At 68.1% G+C, this 18971-nt stretch carries 16 protein-coding genes and 1 pseudogene; 11 read left to right on the top strand and 6 right to left on the bottom strand.

From position 1 onward, the window contains the following. Positions 1 to 514: 514 nt before the first annotated feature. The 3 genes and pseudogenes from AC06E6_RS10760 to AC06E6_RS10750 form a co-directional block, all read right to left on the bottom strand. Positions 515 to 685 (bottom strand): annotated as a pseudogene (locus AC06E6_RS10760) (beta-ketoacyl-ACP synthase I); the annotation flags it as partial. Positions 686 to 714: 29 nt separating this feature from the next. After that, entirely contained in the window at positions 715 to 2430 is a 1716-nt protein-coding gene (locus AC06E6_RS10755) for a M28 family metallopeptidase (protein WP_240212806.1), read from the bottom strand. A gap of 59 nt (positions 2431 to 2489) precedes the next feature. Further along, positions 2490 to 3146, bottom strand: a complete 657-nt coding sequence (locus tag AC06E6_RS10750) for a DUF4097 family beta strand repeat-containing protein (RefSeq protein ID WP_240212807.1) — start codon at positions 3144 to 3146, stop codon at positions 2490 to 2492. 91 nt (positions 3147 to 3237) lie between these two features. Between AC06E6_RS10750 and AC06E6_RS10745 the strand changes: the two genes are divergently transcribed. After that, positions 3238 to 4512: a murein hydrolase activator EnvC family protein gene (locus AC06E6_RS10745; RefSeq protein WP_478061262.1), complete on the top strand. Its 1275-nt coding sequence runs from the start codon at positions 3238 to 3240 to the stop codon at positions 4510 to 4512. A gap of 114 nt (positions 4513 to 4626) precedes the next feature. Next, positions 4627 to 6030 (top strand): S41 family peptidase, encoded by a 1404-nt coding sequence (locus AC06E6_RS10740; RefSeq protein ID WP_312347598.1) that lies wholly within the window; start codon positions 4627 to 4629, stop codon positions 6028 to 6030. Positions 6031 to 6178: 148 nt separating this feature from the next. Here the strand turns inward: AC06E6_RS10740 and AC06E6_RS10735 are convergent, their stop codons facing one another. Beyond that, entirely contained in the window at positions 6179 to 6502 is a 324-nt protein-coding gene (locus AC06E6_RS10735) for a DUF1820 family protein (protein WP_104937766.1), read from the bottom strand. Between the two features lie 36 nt (positions 6503 to 6538). Then, on the bottom strand, positions 6539 to 7231 hold the full coding sequence (locus AC06E6_RS10730; RefSeq protein ID WP_104937767.1) for a rhomboid family intramembrane serine protease: 693 nt from the start codon (positions 7229 to 7231) through the stop codon (positions 6539 to 6541). A 213-nt stretch (positions 7232 to 7444) separates the two neighbouring features. Between AC06E6_RS10730 and AC06E6_RS10725 the strand changes: the two genes are divergently transcribed. From AC06E6_RS10725 to AC06E6_RS10715, 3 genes are all read left to right on the top strand, one after another. After that, on the top strand, positions 7445 to 8824 hold the full coding sequence (locus tag AC06E6_RS10725) for an outer membrane protein transport protein (RefSeq protein WP_104937768.1): 1380 nt from the start codon (positions 7445 to 7447) through the stop codon (positions 8822 to 8824). A 121-nt stretch (positions 8825 to 8945) separates the two neighbouring features. Beyond that, a complete protein-coding gene (pnuC, locus tag AC06E6_RS10720; protein ID WP_240212810.1) occupies positions 8946 to 9545 on the top strand; it encodes a nicotinamide riboside transporter PnuC in 600 nt (199 codons plus the stop codon). A 19-nt stretch (positions 9546 to 9564) separates the two neighbouring features. Further along, a complete protein-coding gene (locus AC06E6_RS10715) occupies positions 9565 to 10599 on the top strand; it encodes an AAA family ATPase (protein ID WP_478061258.1) in 1035 nt (344 codons plus the stop codon). 88 nt (positions 10600 to 10687) lie between these two features. Here AC06E6_RS10715 and putA read toward each other — a convergent pair whose 3' ends face one another. Then, positions 10688 to 13894, bottom strand: coding sequence for a bifunctional proline dehydrogenase/L-glutamate gamma-semialdehyde dehydrogenase PutA (gene putA / locus AC06E6_RS10710; RefSeq protein WP_240212812.1), 3207 nt, complete (start codon positions 13892 to 13894; stop codon positions 10688 to 10690). Between the two features lie 303 nt (positions 13895 to 14197). Here putA and AC06E6_RS10705 point away from each other — a divergent pair, with 303 nt between their 5' ends. The 6 genes from AC06E6_RS10705 to AC06E6_RS10680 all read left to right on the top strand — a co-directional run bounded on the left by AC06E6_RS10705 (position 14198) and on the right by AC06E6_RS10680 (position 18929). Further along, complete coding sequence (locus tag AC06E6_RS10705; RefSeq protein ID WP_293765329.1) at positions 14198 to 14671, top strand: DUF2244 domain-containing protein; 474 nt, start codon at positions 14198 to 14200, stop codon at positions 14669 to 14671. Positions 14672 to 14688: 17 nt separating this feature from the next. Further along, positions 14689 to 15627, top strand: coding sequence for a cytochrome c oxidase subunit II (coxB, locus tag AC06E6_RS10700; RefSeq protein WP_240212813.1), 939 nt, complete (start codon positions 14689 to 14691; stop codon positions 15625 to 15627). 64 nt (positions 15628 to 15691) lie between these two features. After that, a complete protein-coding gene (gene ctaD, locus AC06E6_RS10695) occupies positions 15692 to 17302 on the top strand; it encodes a cytochrome c oxidase subunit I (protein WP_104937773.1) in 1611 nt (536 codons plus the stop codon). Positions 17303 to 17313: 11 nt separating this feature from the next. Beyond that, a complete protein-coding gene (locus AC06E6_RS10690) occupies positions 17314 to 17448 on the top strand; it encodes a hypothetical protein (protein ID WP_256363883.1) in 135 nt (44 codons plus the stop codon). Then, the gene (locus tag AC06E6_RS10685; protein ID WP_161613967.1) at positions 17445 to 18032 is read left to right on the top strand and encodes a cytochrome c oxidase assembly protein; all 588 of its coding nucleotides are present in this window, start codon (positions 17445 to 17447) and stop codon (positions 18030 to 18032) included. Before AC06E6_RS10690 ends, AC06E6_RS10685 begins: the two co-directional genes overlap by 4 nt. A gap of 21 nt (positions 18033 to 18053) precedes the next feature. Beyond that, on the top strand, positions 18054 to 18929 hold the full coding sequence (locus tag AC06E6_RS10680; protein ID WP_161613968.1) for a cytochrome c oxidase subunit 3: 876 nt from the start codon (positions 18054 to 18056) through the stop codon (positions 18927 to 18929). Positions 18930 to 18971: the final 42 nt, after the last annotated feature.

The raw sequence follows: 18971 nt of genomic DNA, 5'->3' as shown, positions 1-18971 counted from the left end.
TTGCTCAATCGAAAATCCTTCGGCCCGGCCCGGCCACGCCGGAATCCGTGAAACCCACCTTCGGAAAACCACCCGGTAACGCATGGGCCCGCGGCGGAAGGGGAAACAACGGCGCCTAGGGCCGCCGGTGTCGTAAAGCGTGACGCCGCCTGACGGCGCCGTTGGCGTTTTCCACCCCTCAAGTCAGCGTTGCTGCGGGCGTTGCCCGGCGGTAAACCGCCCTGCGCGTGGCAAGGGTGGGTGCGGTGATGCGTACCGCCTCGTCGTTACCGCACGCTCCAGCAGCTGTATGCCTGCCTCTCGCTCACGCGCTACGTGCGAGTCCTCGAATCTGCAGGAGGGCGCGCTGCGATGGCTGCCCTGCAGGCGCGGGCCTGGCTGCTGCACCGGAACCGATCCGCCCAGGCCAGGGCGTGGAGCAGGTGCAGCCTCAAGCTGATCGTCGCCCACCGCACATACGACAACGGCGCCAAAAGGCGCCGTTGTTTCCATCATTGCCGCCAGAACGCGAAGATCACACCCGCCCGAACACCAGCGTCGCGTTCGTGCCCCCAAAACCAAAACGGTTCGACATCACCCTCTGCAACCGCGCTTCCTGCGTCGAACGCAGGATCGGAAAACCCTCCGCGCGCGGGTCCAGCGTGGTGATGTTCGCTGAGCCGGCCATGAAACCGTTGCGCATCACCGGCCGTGCAGGTGCACGACCGATGCGGATCAGTCGTTGGCCGTGCGCCGGCCTTGCATCATGCGATCGCGGTCGGCCTTGAACGGGTTGCCTTCGTACCAGTTGGGCCAACTGTCGCCACCCGCCAGTTCGCGGCCGACGCCGTACAGGAGTTCGAGGTCCTGCAGGGCGCCGTCGAGCCTCCAGCTGGCAGCGTCGTACTCGTCGCGCGGACTGTGGTAACGCTCGCGGGCATAGGCTTCGGCGGCTTTCCTGCCGGCCTCGACCCCGCCATCCAGAAGGTCCACCCCGCCGCCAGCGTAGAGCGCCGGAACGCCGGCCTTGGCGAAGTTGAAATGATCCGAGCGGAAATAGAAGCCGCTCTGCACCGCCGACTCCGCGTGCAGGGTCCGCTTCTGCGCCGCCGCCAGGGGCTTGAGGATGTCCTCGAGCTCCGAGCTGCCATAGCCGGTGACGGTCATGTCGCGGGCGCGGCCATTGACCGACATCGCGTCGATGTTGATCACGCCGGCGATCTTGTCCAGCGGGAAGGTGGGATGGCTGACGTAATACTGCGAGCCGAGCAGGCCGGACTCCTCCAGCGTCACCGCAAGGAACACCACCGAGCGCTCCGGCGCCGGCTGCTGGTGGACCATCGCGTCGGCGATCTCGAGGATGCCGGCTACGCCGGTGGCGTTGTCCACGGCACCGTTGTAGATGTCGTCGCCGGCCTGCGCGTCGTGTGCCTGGTCCGCCTGCCTGCCCAGGTGGTCCCAATGCGCCATGTAAAGCACGGCCTCGTCGGCGCGCCTGCTGCCGGGCAGGACGCCCACGACATTGCGCGACTTCTTCTCCGCGATGCTGCTCTTCAGGTCCAGCGACAGCGTGGTACGCAGCGGTACCGGCTTGAAGCCGCGCCTGCCGGCATCGCGATAGGCCTTGTCCAGGTCGAGCCCGGCATCGGCGAACAGCTGCCGTGCCGCTTCCGCACTCAGCCAGCCCTGCGCCTGCAGGCGTGGCTCCTTGTCTTCGGCAGCCGGCAGGTCGTACTGCGCGCCCCCCCAGGAGCTGCGCACCACGTCCCAGCCGTATGCCGCGCCCGCGGTGTCATGCACGATCAGCGCCGCGGTGGCGCCCTTGCGCGCGGCTTCCTCGAACTTGTAGGTCCAGCGCCCGTAATAGGTCATGCGCTTGCCCTCGAACAGGCGCGCATTGCCCGCGTGGAAGCCGGGGTCATTGACCAACATCACCACGGTCTTGCCCTTCCAGTCCTGGCCGGCATAGTCGTTCCAGTCCTGCTCCGGCGCATCCACCCCGTAGCCGACGAACACCATGTCGCTGGCGTCGATCCGCACTTCCGGCTGGCCGCTGCGGGTGCCGACCACCATGTCGCTGCCGAAGGCGAGCGTGCGCCGGGCGTCGCCATGCACGAGTGTGAGCACGGTTGCGGGATCGGCGATGGTCTCGGTCATCGGCACTTCCTGGAACCAGCTGTCGCCGTTGCCCGGTTGCAGGCCGATGCGCTGCATCTGGTCGCGGATGTAGTCGACGGTCAGCTGTTCGCCGCGGCTGCCTGGCGCGCGTCCTTCGAACGCATCCGATGCCAGCGTCTTCACCAGTTCGGCGAAGTCCGCGGCGTTGATGCCGGTGGAGAATGCATGTCCCGGCGCGGGAGCGGGCACCGGCGCCTGCGGCGGCGTGGCCTCTTGCCGGCACGCGGCCAGCGCCGCGCCCGCGGCGAGGCACAACAGGAATCTGCGGGGCATGGAACCGGGCTCCGGATGAAAGGGGAAGCCCGATTCTAGGCAAGCCTGCCGCGAAGCGCTCAATCCTTCGGCGCGGCCTCGCTGTCGAAGCGCCGCACGGTGGCGCCGCTGACCGGGCCGATGGAGGCGCTGTCGTGCACGTACAGCGTCACTTCGCGCTCGAAGTTGAGCGGGCCGTCGACCTTCGCGTTGGGGCCGATGATCACCCGCGGCTTGCGTGGGGGCGTCAGTGACAGGCTGAACGACGGCTTGGTCACGCGGATGCCGCCCTTCACATGCGAGCCGATGCCGACGGTGATGTCGCCGTTCACCGTTTCGATGTTGCGCCCGACCTCGGTCCCGACCAGGCCGATGCCACCGTTGACGGTTTCCACGCCGCCGCCGATGCGTCCGCCCTGGTCGATGAAGATGCCACCGTTGACGGTTTCCACGTCGCCGGAGAGGACCAGCCCGCGTCCGGCACGCACCGCGCCGTTCACCGTCTCCAGACTGCGCGCCTGCACGTTGTCGTCGGCATTGATGCTGCCGTTGACGGTTTCCACGCTGCGTGCCTGCACGCCCTTGGCGAGGTGGATGCTGCCATTGACGGTGTCCAGGTCGCGGTAGGCGGTGCCGGAGTCGGTACGGATGCTTCCGTTCACCTTGCTGATGTCGTCGGACGCCATCGCCAGTGGGCTGGCCAGGCCCAGGGCCAGCAGAAGAAGGAATCGGTTCATCGCGGGTCTCCGTCGGGATTTCCTGTGGGCGAGCCGGGATGGCACCATGGCTGGATACAATCCGCATCTGCCTGAAGTCACTGGAATGCCCTTGCGACCCTCCCGCCGCCCGCCCGCCCGCTTCCCGGCACCGCTGGCCTGGGCCGCCGGCTGCCTGCTGGGGCTGTCGCTGCTGGTGCCGTCCGCGCCGGCGCAGAACACCCCGCGCGATGCGGAAAAGAAGCTGCAGCAGGTACGCGGCGAACTCAAGAACGTGGCCCAGGAGCGGCAGCGCCTGCAGGCCGAGCGGGAAGCGGCGTCGCGGCGGCTGCGCGAGGCCGACCAGAAGGTGGCCCGCAGCGGCCGGGCGGTGGCCGACACCGAGGCGGCGATGCGCCGCGAACAGCAGGCACTGGCCGGGCTGCAGCAACGCCGCGCCACGCTTGAAGCCAACCTGTCGCGGCAGCGCGAGCAGCTTGCCGCGCTGCTGCGCGGCGCCTACCGGCTGGGCAACCATGCCCCGCTGAAGTTGCTGCTGTCGCAGGACCGCGTGGCTGACGCCAATCGCGAACTGGCCTACCACCGTTACCTGCAGCGCGAGCGGGCGCGGACCATCGCCTCGCTGGCCGGCGATCTCCAGGCGCTTTCAGCGAACGAACAGGAGATCCTGGCGCGCAGCCGCGAGCTGGAGCAGGCACGCGCGCAGCAGCGCGAGCAGGCTGCCGCGCTGGCCGAGGACCGGCGCAGGCGCGCGCAGCTGGCGGCCGAGCTGGACCAGCGCTACCAGGACCGCAGCGAGCGGGAGAAGGTGCTGGGCAAGGACGCGCGGGCACTCGAGCAGCTGCTCTCCAGCCTGCGCGCGGCGGCCGCACGCGCCGAGGCCGAGCGCAAGGCGGCCGCGCGCCGTGCCGCCGCCGAGCAGTCGCGCCAGGCGGCCACCGGGACGGCGCGGCCCACCCCCGGCAAGGTGCCGCCGCGGGTCACCGCGAATGCGCCGGCACCGAAGGTCGGCGGGCTGGGCTGGCCGTTGTCCGGCAACCTGCTGGCCCGCTACGGCGGGCGCCTGCCGGATGGCCGCACCAGCAGCGGGGTGTTGATCGGTGCCCCGCCCGGCACCACGGTGACCGCAGTCGCCGACGGCACGGTGGTCTTCTCCGACTGGATGACCGGCTACGGCATGATCCTGATCGTCGACCACGGCAATGGCTACATGAGCCTGTATGCCCACAACGACACCCTGCTGCGCGATTCGGGCGCGCGCGTGCGCCGCGGCGAGGCGGTGGCACGGGTCGGCAACTCCGGTGGCCAGGGCGTGACGGCGCTTTACTTCGAGCTGCGCCGCAACGGCCAGCCGGTGGACCCGGGTACCTGGCTGCAGCGCCAGTGAGCGGCGGCTGAGCGGGCGCCCCCGGCGGCGGCCGCGTTCAACGTGAATTCCACCGGCGTTCGCGCATAATCGGTCCGACGCGCATGGTGCGCATCCGTTTTCATGGAGTGGTTCATGCGTGTAGCCGGCCTTGCTGCTGCCCTGCTGTTCGCACTGTCGCCGGCCGTCGGCCTGGCGCAGGGCGCCCCGGACAAGACGCCCAAGGCGGACGACCCCGATGCCCAGGAGTCGGTCACCTCGCGGGTGCCGCTGGACGAGATCCGCCGCTTCGTCGCGGTATACAACGCGGTGCGCGCCGCCTACGTGGACCCCGTGGACGACAAGAAGCTGATGCAGTCGGCGGTGCGCGGCCTGCTGCTGGACCTGGATCCGCACAGCACCTATTTCGACAAGGAAGACGCGCAGGCCTTCGATGAGCAGGCCACGGGCGCCTACGAGGGCATCGGCGTCGAGCTGTTGCAGCAGGACGGTGCGCTCAAGGTGGTGTCGCCGATCGACGAAACGCCCGCCGCGCGGGCCGGGTTGCGCGCCGGCGACCTGATCGTGGCCATCGACGGCAAGCCGATCAGTGCGTTCGAGGCGATGGAACCGCTGCGCGGTCCCGCCGGCAGCAAGGTCGTGCTGACCATCGAGCGCGGCGAGGAAAAGCCGTTCGACGTGACCGTCACCCGCGAGACCATCCGCGTCACCAGCGTGCGCAGCCGGATGCTCGAGCCGGGCTATGGCTATGTGCGCATCAGCACCTTCCAGGCCGATACCGGCGCCGACTTCCAGAAGCACCTCGCGCAACTGCAGTCGCAGGCCGGCGGCAAGCTGAAGGGCCTGGTGCTGGACCTGCGCAGCAATCCGGGCGGCCTGCTCACCGCGGCGGTGCAGGTTGCCGACGATCTGCTGGAGAAGGGAGGGATCGTCAGCACGCGCGGCCGCATCTCGGTCAGCGATGCCCGGTTCGAGGCCACGCCCGGCGACCTGATGAAGGGCGCGCCGGTGGTAGTGCTGGTGGATGCCGGTTCGGCGAGTGCTTCGGAAGTGCTGGCCGGTGCGCTGCATGACAACCAGCGTGCGCGCATCGTCGGCAGCCGCACGTTCGGCAAGGGCTCGGTGCAGACCGTGCTGCCGCTGGACAACGGCGACTCGGTAAAGCTCACCACCGCGCGTTACTACACGCCCAGCGGACGTTCGATCCAGGCCACCGGCATCGTACCGGACGTGGAATTGACCCCGGATCCGGGCACCACGGACAAGGACATGCCGGCTGCCATCGCCGATTTCAGCGAGGCCAAGCTGCCGGGCCACCTGCGTGGCGACGACGAGACCAGCGGCGTCGCCACCGGCGTCGTGTTGCCGGGCGAAGGGCCGGTGCGCTCGGCCCTGCGTGAGCTCAAGCGACCGGGCTCGCTCGCTGCCCGGCCCGCGGCCGCGGCACGGCCGGATGTCCCGGCGAAGCCGCCGGCAGCGCCTGCGCCGGCGGGCGTCAACGTGCCGGCCAGGCCGGAGGCGGCCGACGGCGGCAAATAGCGCGCGCTCCCCGCGTACCGCGGGGCCTGCGTGTCAATCGCCGGTGCGCGCCGCGGCAAGCCCGGCGATGGGAAGGCAGCAGCGGCGCGCGGCCGGGCGTGCTGCACGCGTGCCGCCAATTCCGCGGCGATGATCCCGCAGCCGGTGCTCAGCGTGGCTTGGCGGGCATCGGGAACGGGGTGACCACCTTCTCGCCGGTGGCCGCATCGCGGATGGCCGATTGGCCCTTCTTTTCCACTTCCTCGATGCGCACGATGCTCTGCATCGGCAGGTGCAGCACCTTGGTGTCGGCGAACTCCTCACGCAGGCGCTCTTCGGTGGGATCGACCACCAGCCCGTCGTGCAGGTCGAACACCAGCTCGGCGATTTCGTTGAATCCCCACAGGTGGCTGCTGCCCACGCGCCGGGCATACAGCTCGTAGACCTTGCCGTGGTTGAGGAACGTGATCTTGTACAGGGGCTTGCTGCTCATGGCGCGATTATAGGGAGCGCGCGGAGCCGGCGGCTGCTAGAACCCGTGGCGCTTGCGCAGCCGCCGGGCGATGGCCGCGCGCACGTACAGCCCGTAGACGATACCGAACAGGAAGCCGGACAGGTGCGCCGACCAGGCCACCATGCCGAAGCTGGGGCCGATGTAGGCGAAGACGATCTGCAATGCCGCCCACACGCCGATCAGCAGATAGGCGGGCGCGCGGACGAACTCCAGGAACAGCCCCAGCGGCAGCACCACGCCCAGCCGCGCGCCGGGGAACAGCGCCAGGTAGGCCCCCAGCAGCGCCGATACCGCGCCGCTGGCGCCGATGATGATCTGGTCGGGCGATCCCATGGCGTACAGCGCCGCCAGGTTGGCCGCGGCACCGCCCAGCAGGAACAGCAACAACAGCCGCCACGGCCCCAGCACCCGCTCGGCCGGCAGCCCGAAGATCAGCAGGAACACCAGGTTGCCCAGCAGGTGCGACCAGTCCGCGTGCAGGAACAGCGCGGTGAACAGGCGCAGCACGCTGCCGTCGCGCAGTGCGGCCCACCAGTCCTGGGGATTGCCCAGGCCGGTGGACAGCGCGCCCCAGTCCATCCACAGCGAACGCCGGGCCTCGTCCGGCCGCGAGATCGACCAGAGAAAGGCCAGCCAGATCGCCGCGAACAGCAGCGGCACCGCCCAGCGGAGTCCGGGTTTGTCGCGGGAGGGAATGGAAACGAACATGGACGCGGAAGCCTACCCCGTGCGGGGCCGGACAGGGTGATGGAGCCGAAGGAAATGAATGCGGGGGCGTTATTGTTTAGTTAACAAGCTTGATGGATACTGCATACGGCGTCGTATGTCGGGAGGGGAATCCGGCGCACCGCAGGGCCGTTCGACGGCACCGGGTGCAGGCGCACAACGAATCACCTTTGGCCTACGGAGAGAGCTTCCAACATGCATACCGCTTCCACCCTCGCACGCGTCACCGCCCTGGCCGTCGGCATTGCCGGTGCCCTGGCTTTCAGCCACGCCGACGCCGCCGCGTTCCAGCTCAAGGAGAACAGCGCCAAGGGCCTGGGCCGCGCCTTCGCCGGTTCCAGCTCCGCCTGGGGCGATGCTTCGGTGATCGCCACCAACCCGGCTTCGATGCGCCTGCTCGACGGCCGCCAGTTCCAGGCCGATCTGAGCGCGATCAGCTTCTCGGCCAAGATGGAAGACGTCTACAGCGCCCGCAACGCCGGCCCGACCGGCGCTGGCAAGGGCACCCCGATCTCCGGCGGCAACGGCGGTGACGCCGGCATGATCGCCCCGGTTCCGGCCGCGTACTTCCACGTGCCGTTCGGCGAGAACGACAACATGCACTTCGGTCTGTCGCTGACCGCGCCGTTCGGTTTCAAGACCGAATACGACCGCGACTGGGTGGGCCGCTACCACGGCACCAAGACCGACCTGAAGGCGGTCGACCTGGGCGCGGCGTTCTCCTATGACGTCAACCCGTACGTGTCCTTCGGCGCCAGCGTGTTCGTCGAGCACCTGACCATCGAGCTGGCCAATGCCGTGGACTTCGGCGCCGTGGCCTACAGCTCCAGCAAGGGCGCCAGCGCCGCGCTGGGCCTGGTGCCGGGCAGCGCCGATGGCTACGCCACCGTCGAAGGCAACAACAATGCCGTCGGCTACGTGATCGGCGGTACCTTCAGCCCGACCGAGAACACCAACATCGCGCTGAGCTATCGCTCCAAGGTCGAGCACAAGATCACCGGCGGCAAGGCCCGCTTCGATGTCCCGGGCAAGGTCGACGCGGTGCTGGGCCTGGCGGCCAAGGGCCTGTTCGTCGACACCAGCGGCAAGGCCACGGTGACCCTGCCGGCCTCGGCCACCCTGAGCGTGACCCACAAGGTCAACGACCGCTGGACGGTGATGGGCGACGTGTCGCGCACCGCCTGGGCCACCGCGTTCGACAAGGTGACCGTGGACTTCGCGTCGAACCAGCCGGACAACGTGCTGGTGTTCGGCTACAAGGACACCACCTTCGGTTCGATCGGTACCGAGTACAAGCTGTCCGACACCATCACCCTGCGTGGCGGCGTGGCCTATGACGAGACCCCGACCACCTACGGCCACCGCGACGTGCGCGTGCCGGACGTGACCCGCAAGTGGCTGTCGTTCGGCCTGGGCTGGACCCCGAAGGAGAACACCGAGTTCAACTTCGGCTACACCCACCTGTTCACCAACGACCCGGCGATCAACGCCACCAGCAGCACCGGCAACGTGCTGCAGGGCAAGTACAAGGTCGGTGGCGACATCCTGGCCGCGTCGATGAACTACAAGTTCTGATCCGGGCACGCCTGGTACGACTGACCGGAGGGCCCCGCGCAAGCGGGGCCCTTCGCTTTCGTGGGCGGCGCATTGCCGCGCGTACCGTCGCCCCGCGGCGCACGACGGGCGACAATGCGGCATGAACCTGTCCGACCCCGCCTTCCAGCTGGAGCTGGCCGCCAACATCGCCGTCGCCGGTTCGATCCTGCTGGCCGGCCGCAACAACGTACACACATGGTGGCTGGGCATTGTCGGTTGCGCGCTGTTCGCGCTGGTGTTCCAGCGGTCGCACCTGTACGCGGACATGGTGCTGCAGTTCTTCTTCGTCGCGATCAGCGTGCTGGGCTGGTGGCAGTGGCTGCGCGGCGACCACGGCGCGCCGCTGCCGATCACCTCGTTGCGACCGCGCGCGTGGGCCTGGCTGGTACCGCTGGCGCTGCTGGCCACGTTCGGCTACGGCTGGATGCTGACCCGTCTGACCAACGCCTATGCACCGTATGTCGACTCTGCCGTGCTGGTGCTGAGCGTGATCGCGCAGCTGCTGATGATGCGGCGCAAGCTGGAGTCGTGGTGGCTGTGGCTGCTGGTGAACAGCATCGCGGTACCGCTGTATTACAGCCGCGGCCTGCACCTGACCTCGATCCTGTATGTCGGCTTCTGGATCAACGCGCTGGTGGCGCTGCGCCATTGGCGGCATCTGATGCGCGATGAGGCAAAGGCGGCCCATGCCGCTGCCTGAGCGGGCCGAGCGTGGCCTGGTGGTGGGCAAGTTCTGCCCGCTGCACCTCGGCCATGAACGACTGATCAACTTTGCCTCCACGCGCTGCCAGCAGTTGCTGGTGATCGGCTGGTCGCAGCCGGGCTTTGCCGGCTACAGCGCTGCGCGTCGCGAGCGCTGGCTGCGTGCGCGCTTCCCCCTGGCGACGGTGGTGGTACTGGATGATGCGCGGCTGGCAGCCTTGTGTGCCGAACACGGGCTGCCGCCGCGCGTGTTGCCGCAGGACAGCGACAGCGAGCAGGTGCAGCGCATGTTTACCGCCTGGCTGTGCCAGCACCTGTTTGATGGTCCGGTGCAGGCGGTATTCACCGGCGAGGACTACGGCGATGGCTTTGCCGACACGCTGGCGGCCTGCTTCAACGCGCCGGTGCGTCATGAACGGCTGGAGCGTACGCGTGATGTCGGACAGGCCAGCGGCACGCAGCTGCGTGCCGATCCACATGCACATCGGCACAGCCTTTCCGCCGAGGTATATGCGGCCTACGTGCAGCGCGTGGCGTTCATTGGTGGCGAGTCCACCGGGAAGACCACGCTGGCGCGCATGATGGCCGAGCATATGCAGACCGCCTGGGTGCCGGAATATGGCCGCACGTTATGGGAGCGGCAGGGAGGAGAACTGAAGCCGGAGGATCTGCTTCGCATCGCAATGACACAGCCACAACACGAAGACGAGGCCGCGCGGCGCGCGTATCGCTGGTTGTTCTGCGATACCACGCCGTGGGTGACGCTGGGCTACAGCGGTTGGATGTTTGGTGCGGCACCGGAGGCACTGCAGCAGGCTGCACTGCGGCCATATGACCTGCTGTTCCTGTGCGCGCCGGATATTCCGTTCGACCAGGACGGCACGCGGTTGGGGGAGGCATTCCGCGCGCAGCAGCATGCGTGGTACGTGCACGAGCTGCAGGCGCGGGGTGCCCAGTACGTGCTGCTGCAGGGCGACCTGGAAGCGCGCATCGCGACGGTGCGGCACGCGCTGGCCAAGCGTGCGGACAGCCGGTTCAGCGTGGCGGCATGATCGTCGCCAGGCATGGCCCGGCGCGACCGGTAGAGCACGAAAAACCCCGCCTGCGCGGGGTTTTTCGTTCACGGGGACATGCCGGCAATCAGTCGCCCAGGGTCAGCAGCGAGGCGTTGCCGCCGGCGGCAGTGGTGTTGACCGTCACCGTCTTCTCGGTGGCGAAGCGCAGCAGGTAGTGCGGGCCGCCGGCCTTCGGGCCGGTGCCGGACAGGCCCTGGCCGCCGAACGGCTGCACCCCGACCACCGCGCCGATCTGGTTGCGGTTGACGTAGACGTTGCCGACGTTGACGCGCGAGGCGATGCGCTCGACGGTCTCGTCGATGCGCGAGTGCACGCCCAGGGTCAGGCCGTAGCCGGTGGCGTTGATCTGGTCGATCACCGCGTCGAGCTGGTCGGCCTTCCAGCGGATCACGTGCAGTACCGGCCCGAAGATCTCCCGGTGCAGCTGGCCCAGGTCCTTCAGCTCGTAGGCGCGCGGGGCGAAGAAGGTGCCGTGCGCAGTGGCGTCGGACAGCGGCGCGGTGGCGATCAGGCGGGCTTCGGCATCCATGCGCACGGCGTGTTGCTCGAGGATCCGCAGCGCGTCGGCGTCGATCACCGGGCCGACGTCGGTGGACAGTTCGCCCGGGTCGCCGACCTTCAGTTCGGCCATGGCACCGGCCAGCATGCCCATCACCTTGTCGGCGATGTCGTCCTGCACGAACAGCACGCGCGCCGCCGAGCAGCGCTGGCCGGCCGAGGTGAAGGCCGAGCCGATCGCGTCCTTGACCAGTTGCTCCGGCAGCGCCGAGGAGTCGGCGATGAAGGCGTTCTGGCCGCCGGTCTCGGCGATCAGCACGCCGATGGCGGCGTCGCGCGCGGCCATCGCGCGGTTGATGGCGCGGGCGGTTTCGGTCGAGCCGGTGAACGCCACGCCGGCCACGCGCGGGTCGGCGGTGAGCGCGGCGCCGACGGTGGCGCCGTCGCCCGGCAGGAACTGCAGCACCTCGGCCGGCACGCCGGCGTCGTGCAGCAGCTTGACCGCGTAGTAACCGACCAGGTTGGTCTGCTCGGCCGGCTTGGCGATGACGCTGTTGCCGGCGGCCAGCGCGGCGCTGACCTGGCCCAGGAAGATCGCCAGCGGGAAGTTCCACGGGCTGATGCAGACGAACACGCCGCGGCCGTGCAGCTGCAGCTCGTTGCTCTCGCCGGTGGGGCTCGGCAGCGTTTCGGCGTGACCGAACTGCTCGCGCGCCTGCTTGGCGTAGTAACGCAGGAAATCCACCGCCTCGCGCACTTCGGCGACGCTGTCCGGCAGGCTCTTGCCGGCTTCCTTCACGCACAACGCCATGAACTCGGCGATGCGCGCTTCCAGCTGGTCGGCGGCATGCTCGAGGATCGCGGCACGGCTGGCGGCCGGCGTGCGGTTCCAGGCAGGCTGTGCGGCGACGGCGTTGGCCAGCGCCTGCTGCACGGTGGCGCTGTCGGCGGCCTGCCAGTGGCCGACCACGTCGCGGTGGTCGGCCGGGTTGGTCACCGCGACGCTGGCGCCGGCGGGCGTGGCGCCGGGCACCAGCGGGGCGGCCTGCCACGGCTTGACGGCGGCGTTGAGCTGCCCGGCGAGGGCACGCAGTGCGTTGTCGTTGGCGAGGTTGATGCCCATGGAGTTGTTCCTGTCGTGGTTCTGGCTGCGCAGCAGGTCGACCGGCAGCGGGATCTTGGGGTGCGGGATGGAGGCGAACGAGGACACGGCCTCGACCGGATCGCGGATCAGCTCGTCGATGGACACGTCCTCGTCGGTGATGCGGTTGACGAAGCTGGAGTTGGCGCCGTTCTCGAGCAGGCGGCGCACCAGGTAGGGCAGCAGGTCCTCGTGCGAACCGACCGGCGCGTAGACGCGGCAGGGCACGCCCAGGCGGTTGGCCGGGATCACTTCGGCGTACAGGTCGTCGCCCATGCCGTGCAGCTTCTGGTGCTCGTAGGTGCGGCCCTGTGCGATCTGCTTCACCGCGGCGATGGTGGCCGCGTTGTGGGTGGCGAACATCGGGTACAGCACGTCGCTGTGGCCGAACAGCCGCCTGGCGCAGGCCAGGTAGGACACGTCGGTGTTCTGCTTGCGGGTGAACACCGGGTAGCCGGGCAGGCCATCGATCTGCGCGCGCTTGATCTCCGCGTCCCAGTAGGCGCCCTTGACCAGCCGCACCTGCAGGCGGTGGCCGATGCGGCGGGCCAGGTCGGCCAGGTAGTCGATCGTGTACGGGGTGCGCTTCTGGTAGGCCTGCACCACGATGCCGAAGCCTTCCCAGCCCTTGAGCGAAGGATTGGTGACCACCCGTTCGATGATGTCCAGCGAAAGCTCCAGGCGATCGGCCTCCTCGGCGTCGACGGTGCAGCCGATGCCGTAGGACTTGGCCAGCTGCGCCAGCTCCAGCACGCCCGGCACCAGGTCCGCCAGCACCCGCTCGCGCTTGGCGTGCTCGTAACGCGGGTACAGCGCCGAGAGCTTGATCGAGATGCCGTGCGAACGGGTCACGTCGCCATCGGCGCTGCCGCCGCGTGCCAGGTTGTCCGTGCCGATGGCATGGATCGCGCGCCGGTAGTCTTCCAGGTAGCGCAGCGCATCCTTCATGGTCAGCGCGCCTTCGCCGAGCATGTCGAAGGAATAGCGGTAGTTGCCGTTGTCGCCCTTGTGCGAGCGCGCCAGCGCCTCGTCGATGGTGCGGCCCATGACGAACTGGTGGCCCATGATCTTCATCGCCTGGCGCACGGCCAGGCGGATCACCGGTTCGCCGACGCGGCCTATCAGGCGCTTGAAGGCGCCGTGCACGTCGCGCTTGGTGTCGTCGGCCAGGTCGACCAGGTGGCCGGTCAGCATCAGGCCCCAGGTCGAGGCATTGACCAGCACCGAATCGGACTGGCCCATGTGCCGCTTCCAGTCGGCCTCGCCGAGCTTGTCGCGGATCAGCTTGTCGGCGGTTTCCTGGTCGGGGATGCGCAGCAGCGCCTCGGCCACGCACATCAGCAGCACGCCCTCCTCGCTGCCCAGGTCGTACTGGCGCATGAACGCCTCGATCGCGCCCTGGTTGCGGGCGCGGGCACGCACCCGGCGCACCAGGTCGGCGGCGGTGGCCTGGACCCGTGCCTGTTCGTCGGCCGGCAGGCGGGCCTGTTCCAGCAGCTCGCGCACATGGGTGGTTTCGTCTTTCAGCCAGGCATCGGTGATGGCCTGGCGCAGTGCGGCCGGTGGCGGGGGCAGTTCGGGCGAGAGCAGCGGCCGCGCCGTGGCGGCCTGGGCGGAGGGTGTTGCATTCATGGGCATGACCACGTCGGGACACGTTGGGATTCGGCCATTTTAATCCCTCGCGTCAAATTTCCCAGCCCTCGCCGGCGCCGCGCTGGGGCGGCAAAACCATTGGTGGGTGGGCGATTCGGGTAAACAGGCGGGGCGGATTCTGTTTGTGCTGAATCCGGCAAATTTTCTGCCGATGTCGTTTCAGCCGGCGGCCGATCCAGTGTGCAGTGCAGCAATCACAACAATGATGAATGAGAGCTTGCCGGGGTGATTGGGCGGGGCTACCATCGAAGCCGTTTTCCGCGGTACGGACGCGGTTGCGACATGATCGAGATGCTTCGGCGGGTTGAAGGCGACTCACGTGCGCAGCTGGTGCTGCATCCCCCACGGGCGCTCAGTGCCCGGCAGTTCGTCCTGTTGTTCGTCGCGCTGGCAGGGTTGATGGCGTTCTCCGCAGGCTTGGGTTGGCTGTCTGGAAACGTTTTCGCCCCGGTCTTCGCGCTATTGCATTGCTTCCTGGTGGGAGCTGCCCTGCGCGCGTCCTGGCGCAGCGGCGAACGCCGGGAAGAGATCCGGGTAGGACCGGACTGCGTGGAGGTGATTCCCGCAGCCGGATGTCCGCCGGTCTTCCGCGCCCACCCGTATTGGGTGCGCCTGGTGATCGAGGACGAACGGGTCGTGCTGGTCTCCAGCGGAAAGCGGGTCGAAGTGGGGAGTCTCCTCGCGCCCGCCGAACGCAGGGAACTGGCGGCGACGCTGGATGGCTTGCTCGCGGCCAGTGACGGCCGCAACCGATGACGTCAAGGGTCTAGGCAATGAAGCAAAGCAACAGGTGGGGAGTGTGGTGCAGGCAGGGTCTGGGGGTGGCGGCAATGGCGCTGGCCGCACCCATGGCATGGGCCCAGGCGGGTGATCCCAAGCCCTGGCAGCTCAACATGGGCAAGGGCGTCACCCACACCGCGCGCATGGCGTGGGACGCGCACATGGTGGCGCTGTGGGTATGCACGGTCATCGGCCTGATCGTGTTCGCCGCGATGGGCTATGCGATCGTCAAGTTCCGCAAGTCCAAGGGCGCGGTGGCGGCGCAGTTCTCGCACAACACCAAGGCCGAGATCATCTGGACCGTCATCCCGATCATCATCCTGGTGGTGATGGCATGGCCGGCCACGGCCAAGCTGATCGCCATGTACGACACCCGCGATTCCGAGATGACGGTGAAGATCACCGGCTATCAGTGGATGTGGAAGTACGAATACCTGGGCGAGGACGTGGCGTTCACCAGCCGCCTTGACCGCAAGTCCGACGAGGTGCGCCAGAGCGGCGCGGTGCCGACCCTGGCGTCCGACCCGCACTACCTGCTGGACGTGGACAACCCGCTGGTGCTGCCGGTCGATACCAAGGTTCGTTTCGTCATCACCTCCGACGACGTGGTCCACGCCTGGTGGGTGCCGGCGCTGGGCTGGAAGCAGGACGCCGTGCCGGGCTTCATCAACGAGCGCTGGACCAACATCGAGCAGGAAGGCGTGTACCGCGGCCAGTGCGCCGAACTGTGCGGCAAGGACCACGGGTTCATGCCGATCGTGGTCAAGGCTGTGTCCAAGGACGAGTTCAAGGCGTGGCTGGCCTCGCGCAAGCCCGCGCCTGCGCCGGCCGCCGAACCCGCCCCGGCCGCCGAGCCGGCGCCCGCCACCGACGCCCCGCAGCTGGAGGCCGCGCCTGCCGCGGAGCCGGCGCCCGCGGCGCCCGGCGCCTGATACCGCCGCGCGCCGGCCGCTGCCGGCGCGATGCCTGGAAACTGGATAACGAGGTATAGCTGCAATGGCGAACTCCGCAGTGGGCCACTCCGACCATCACGGCCACCAGCAAGGCTTCTTCGAGCGTTGGTTCTTTTCGACCAACCACAAGGACATCGGTACGCTGTACCTGCTTTTCAGCTTCCTGATGTTCATCATCGGCGCCTTCATGTCGGTGCTGATCCGCTGGGAGCTGATGGAGCCCGGGCTTCAGCACATGAAGCCGGAATTCTTCAACCAGATGACCACCGTGCACGCGCTGGTGATGATCTTCGGCGGGGTGATGCCGGCCTTCGTGGGCCTGGCCAACTGGATGATCCCGCTGCAGATCGGCGCGCCGGACATGGCCCTGCCGCGCATGAACAACTGGTCGTTCTGGCTGCTGCCGGTGGCGTTCACGCTGCTGCTGCTGACCCTGTTCCTGCCCGGCGGCGCGCCCGCCGGCGGCTGGACCATGTACCCGCCGCTGTCGCTGCAGGGCGGCTACAACGTCGCCTTCAGCGTGTTCGCCATCCACGTGGCCGGCATCAGTTCGATCATGGGCGCGATCAACATCATCGCTACCGTGCTCAACATGCGCGCCCCGGGCATCGACCTGCTGAAGATGCCGATCTTCTGCTGGACCTGGCTGATCACCGCGTTCCTGCTGATCGCGGTGATGCCGGTGCTGGCCGGCGCGGTGACCATGCTGCTGACCGACAAGTTCTTCGGCACCAGCTTCTTCAATGCCGCCGGCGGCGGCGACCCGGTGATGTACCAGCACATCTTCTGGTTCTTCGGGCATCCCGAGGTCTACATCATGATCCTGCCGGCGTTCGGCGTGATCAGCGAGATCATCCCCACCTTCAGCCGCAAGCCGCTGTTCGGCTACCAGGCGATGGTGTACGCCACCGCGGCCATCGCATTCCTGTCGTTCATCGTGTGGGCGCACCACATGTTCACGGTGGGCATGCCGCTGGGCGGCGAGATCTACTTCATGTTCGCCACCATGCTGATCTCGATCCCGACCGGCGTGAAGGTGTTCAACTGGGTCAGCACGATGTGGAAGGGCGCGCTGACGTTCGAGACCCCGATGCTGTTCTCCATCGCCTTCGTGGTGCTGTTCAGCATCGGCGGCTTCTCCGGCCTGATGCTGGCCATCGTGCCGGCCGACTTCCAGTACCACGACACCTATTTCGTGGTGGCGCACTTCCACTACGTGCTGGTCACCGGCGCGGTGCTGGCGCTGATCGCGGCGGTCTACTACTGGTGGCCGAAGTGGACCGGGCGCATGTACAACGAGTTCTGGGGCAAGGTGCATTTCTGGTGGACGATGGTGTTCGTCAATCTGCTGTTCTTCCCGCAGCACTTCCTCGGCCTGGCCGGTATGCCGCGCCGCATCCCCGACTACAACCCGGTGTTCGCCGACTGGAACCTGGTCAGCTCGATCGGCGCGTTCGGCATGTTCGTCACCCCGTTCCTGATGGCCGCCATCCTGCTGTCGTCGCTGCGCAGCGGCCAGCGCGCCGAAGCGCGCGCCTGGGAAAGCGCCAAGGGCCTGGAGTGGACCGTGCCGTCGCCGGCGCCGGCGCATACCTTCACCGTGCCGCCGGTGATCCGGCCGGGTGACCTGGCCCACGACGACGTGACCCATTGAGGCGCGCGACGATGAGCCGTCCCGACTGGCAACCCGATGAGCTGGCCCTGCGCCGCCGCCGTTCGCGGCGCACGGCGCTGGTGGTGGGCGTGATCGCGGTACTGATCTACGCCGGCTTCATCCTGTCCGGGGTACTCGCGCATTGACCACGCCCGCGCCCCGGCCCGAACGCAATGCCGGCATCGTCCGGCTGCTCGGCGTGGCGCTGGGCGTGTTCGTGCTGACCTTCTCGCTGGTGCCGCTGTACCGCATCGCCTGCGAGAAGGTGTTCGGCGTGCGCCTTGAGCGTGGCGCCAGCCAGGCCGCCGCGTCCGCATCCGCCACCGGCAGGCGCCTGGTGCGGGTGGAGTTCGACGGCGGGGTCAATTCCAAGCTGCCGTGGGCTTTCCATCCGGAAAAGCTGACCATGGACGTGGTGCCGGGCGAGCTGAACGAGGCGCTGTACTTCGCCCGCAACGACAGCGACCACGCGCTGGTCGGCAGCGCCGTGCCCTCGGTGGCACCGGCCCGCGCGTCGGGCTATTTCAACAAGACCGAGTGCTTCTGTTTCACCGCGCAGACCCTGCAGGCCGGCGAGCAGCGCGAGATGCCGGTACGTTTCATCGTCGATCCGGACCTGCCCGCAGACGTCCGCACGATCACCCTGTCCTACACCTTCTTCAAGAATGACGCGCTGACGGCGCAGCTGGCGCCGGCTTCGGCCGGCGGCTCGTCGCACGCGGCCCCCTGACCACGGATCCGGAAGCAAGCCATGGCCCATAACACGCCTGATGCCAACGTCTACTTCGTGCCGAGCCAGAGTCGCTGGCCCTTCGTCGGCTCGATTTCCATGCTGGTGCTGATGGTCGGAGTGGCCAGCTGGCTCAACGACGCCAGCTGGGGCCGCTGGACCTTCTTCGTGGGCCTGGCGATGCTGGTGTTCACCTTGTTCCTGTGGTTCGGCGACGTCATCCGCGAGTCGGTCGGCGGCAACTACAACCGCCAGGTCGATGGCTCGTTCCGCATGGGAATGGTCTGGTTCATCTTCTCGGAAGTGATGTTCTTCGGCGCCTTCTTCGGCGCGCTGTTCTATACCCGCGTCTATGGCCTGCCCTGGCTGGGCGGCGAGGGCCACGGCGTGGCGACCAACGAAATCCTCTGGGACGGCTATTCGGCGGCTTGGCCGACCAACGGCCCCGGCGGCATCGGCGGTATGTTCCAGACCATCCCGGCGTGGGGCCTGCCGCTGGTCAATACGCTGATCCTGCTGAGCTCCGGCGCGACCCTGACCATCGCCCACCACGCGCTCAAGGCCGGCAACCGCCGGCAGCTGCTGATCTGGCTGGGCGCCACCGTGCTGCTGGGCTGCGTGTTCCTGTTCTTCCAGGCCGAGGAATACATGCATGCCTACGGCGAGCTCAACCTGACCCTGGGCTCGGGCATCTATGGCTCGACCTTCTTCATGCTCACCGGGTTCCATGGTGCGCACGTGGCGCTGGGCACGATCATGCTGATCGTGATGTGGCTGCGCTCGGCCAAGGGCCACTTCACCCGCGACAACCATTTCGGCTTCGAGGCCGCGGCGTGGTACTGGCACTTCGTCGACGTGGTGTGGCTGATGCTGTTCCTGTTCGTCTACGTGCTGTAAGCGGCAGGAAAGACAGGGAGCGGGGCATCGGACGGGATCCCG

It is taken from the genome of Stenotrophomonas sp. Steno-Z10-HUANG (genome assembly GCF_056393075.1).
This window is presented reverse-complemented; position numbering and strand designations above follow the sequence as displayed.

Excerpts from the sequence above, each read along its gene's own strand:
- AC06E6_RS10755 (WP_240212806.1), bottom strand. The coding sequence starts at position 2,430 with ATGCCCCGCAGATTCCTGTTGTGCCTCGCCGCGGGCGCGGCGCTGGCC.
- AC06E6_RS10750 (WP_240212807.1), bottom strand. The coding sequence starts at position 3,146 with ATGAACCGATTCCTTCTTCTGCTGGCCCTGGGCCTGGCCAGCCCACTG.
- AC06E6_RS10740 (WP_312347598.1), top strand. The coding sequence starts at position 4,627 with ATGCGTGTAGCCGGCCTTGCTGCTGCCCTGCTGTTCGCACTGTCGCCG.
- AC06E6_RS10735 (WP_104937766.1), bottom strand. The coding sequence starts at position 6,502 with ATGAGCAGCAAGCCCCTGTACAAGATCACGTTCCTCAACCACGGCAAG.
- AC06E6_RS10730 (WP_104937767.1), bottom strand. The coding sequence starts at position 7,231 with ATGTTCGTTTCCATTCCCTCCCGCGACAAACCCGGACTCCGCTGGGCG.
- AC06E6_RS10725 (WP_104937768.1), top strand. The coding sequence starts at position 7,445 with ATGCATACCGCTTCCACCCTCGCACGCGTCACCGCCCTGGCCGTCGGC.
- pnuC (WP_240212810.1), top strand. The coding sequence starts at position 8,946 with ATGAACCTGTCCGACCCCGCCTTCCAGCTGGAGCTGGCCGCCAACATC.
- putA (WP_240212812.1), bottom strand. The coding sequence starts at position 13,894 with ATGAATGCAACACCCTCCGCCCAGGCCGCCACGGCGCGGCCGCTGCTC.
- AC06E6_RS10705 (WP_293765329.1), top strand. The coding sequence starts at position 14,198 with ATGATCGAGATGCTTCGGCGGGTTGAAGGCGACTCACGTGCGCAGCTG.
- coxB (WP_240212813.1), top strand. The coding sequence starts at position 14,689 with ATGAAGCAAAGCAACAGGTGGGGAGTGTGGTGCAGGCAGGGTCTGGGG.
- ctaD (WP_104937773.1), top strand. The coding sequence starts at position 15,692 with ATGGCGAACTCCGCAGTGGGCCACTCCGACCATCACGGCCACCAGCAA.
- AC06E6_RS10690 (WP_256363883.1), top strand. The coding sequence starts at position 17,314 with ATGAGCCGTCCCGACTGGCAACCCGATGAGCTGGCCCTGCGCCGCCGC.
- AC06E6_RS10680 (WP_161613968.1), top strand. The coding sequence starts at position 18,054 with ATGGCCCATAACACGCCTGATGCCAACGTCTACTTCGTGCCGAGCCAG.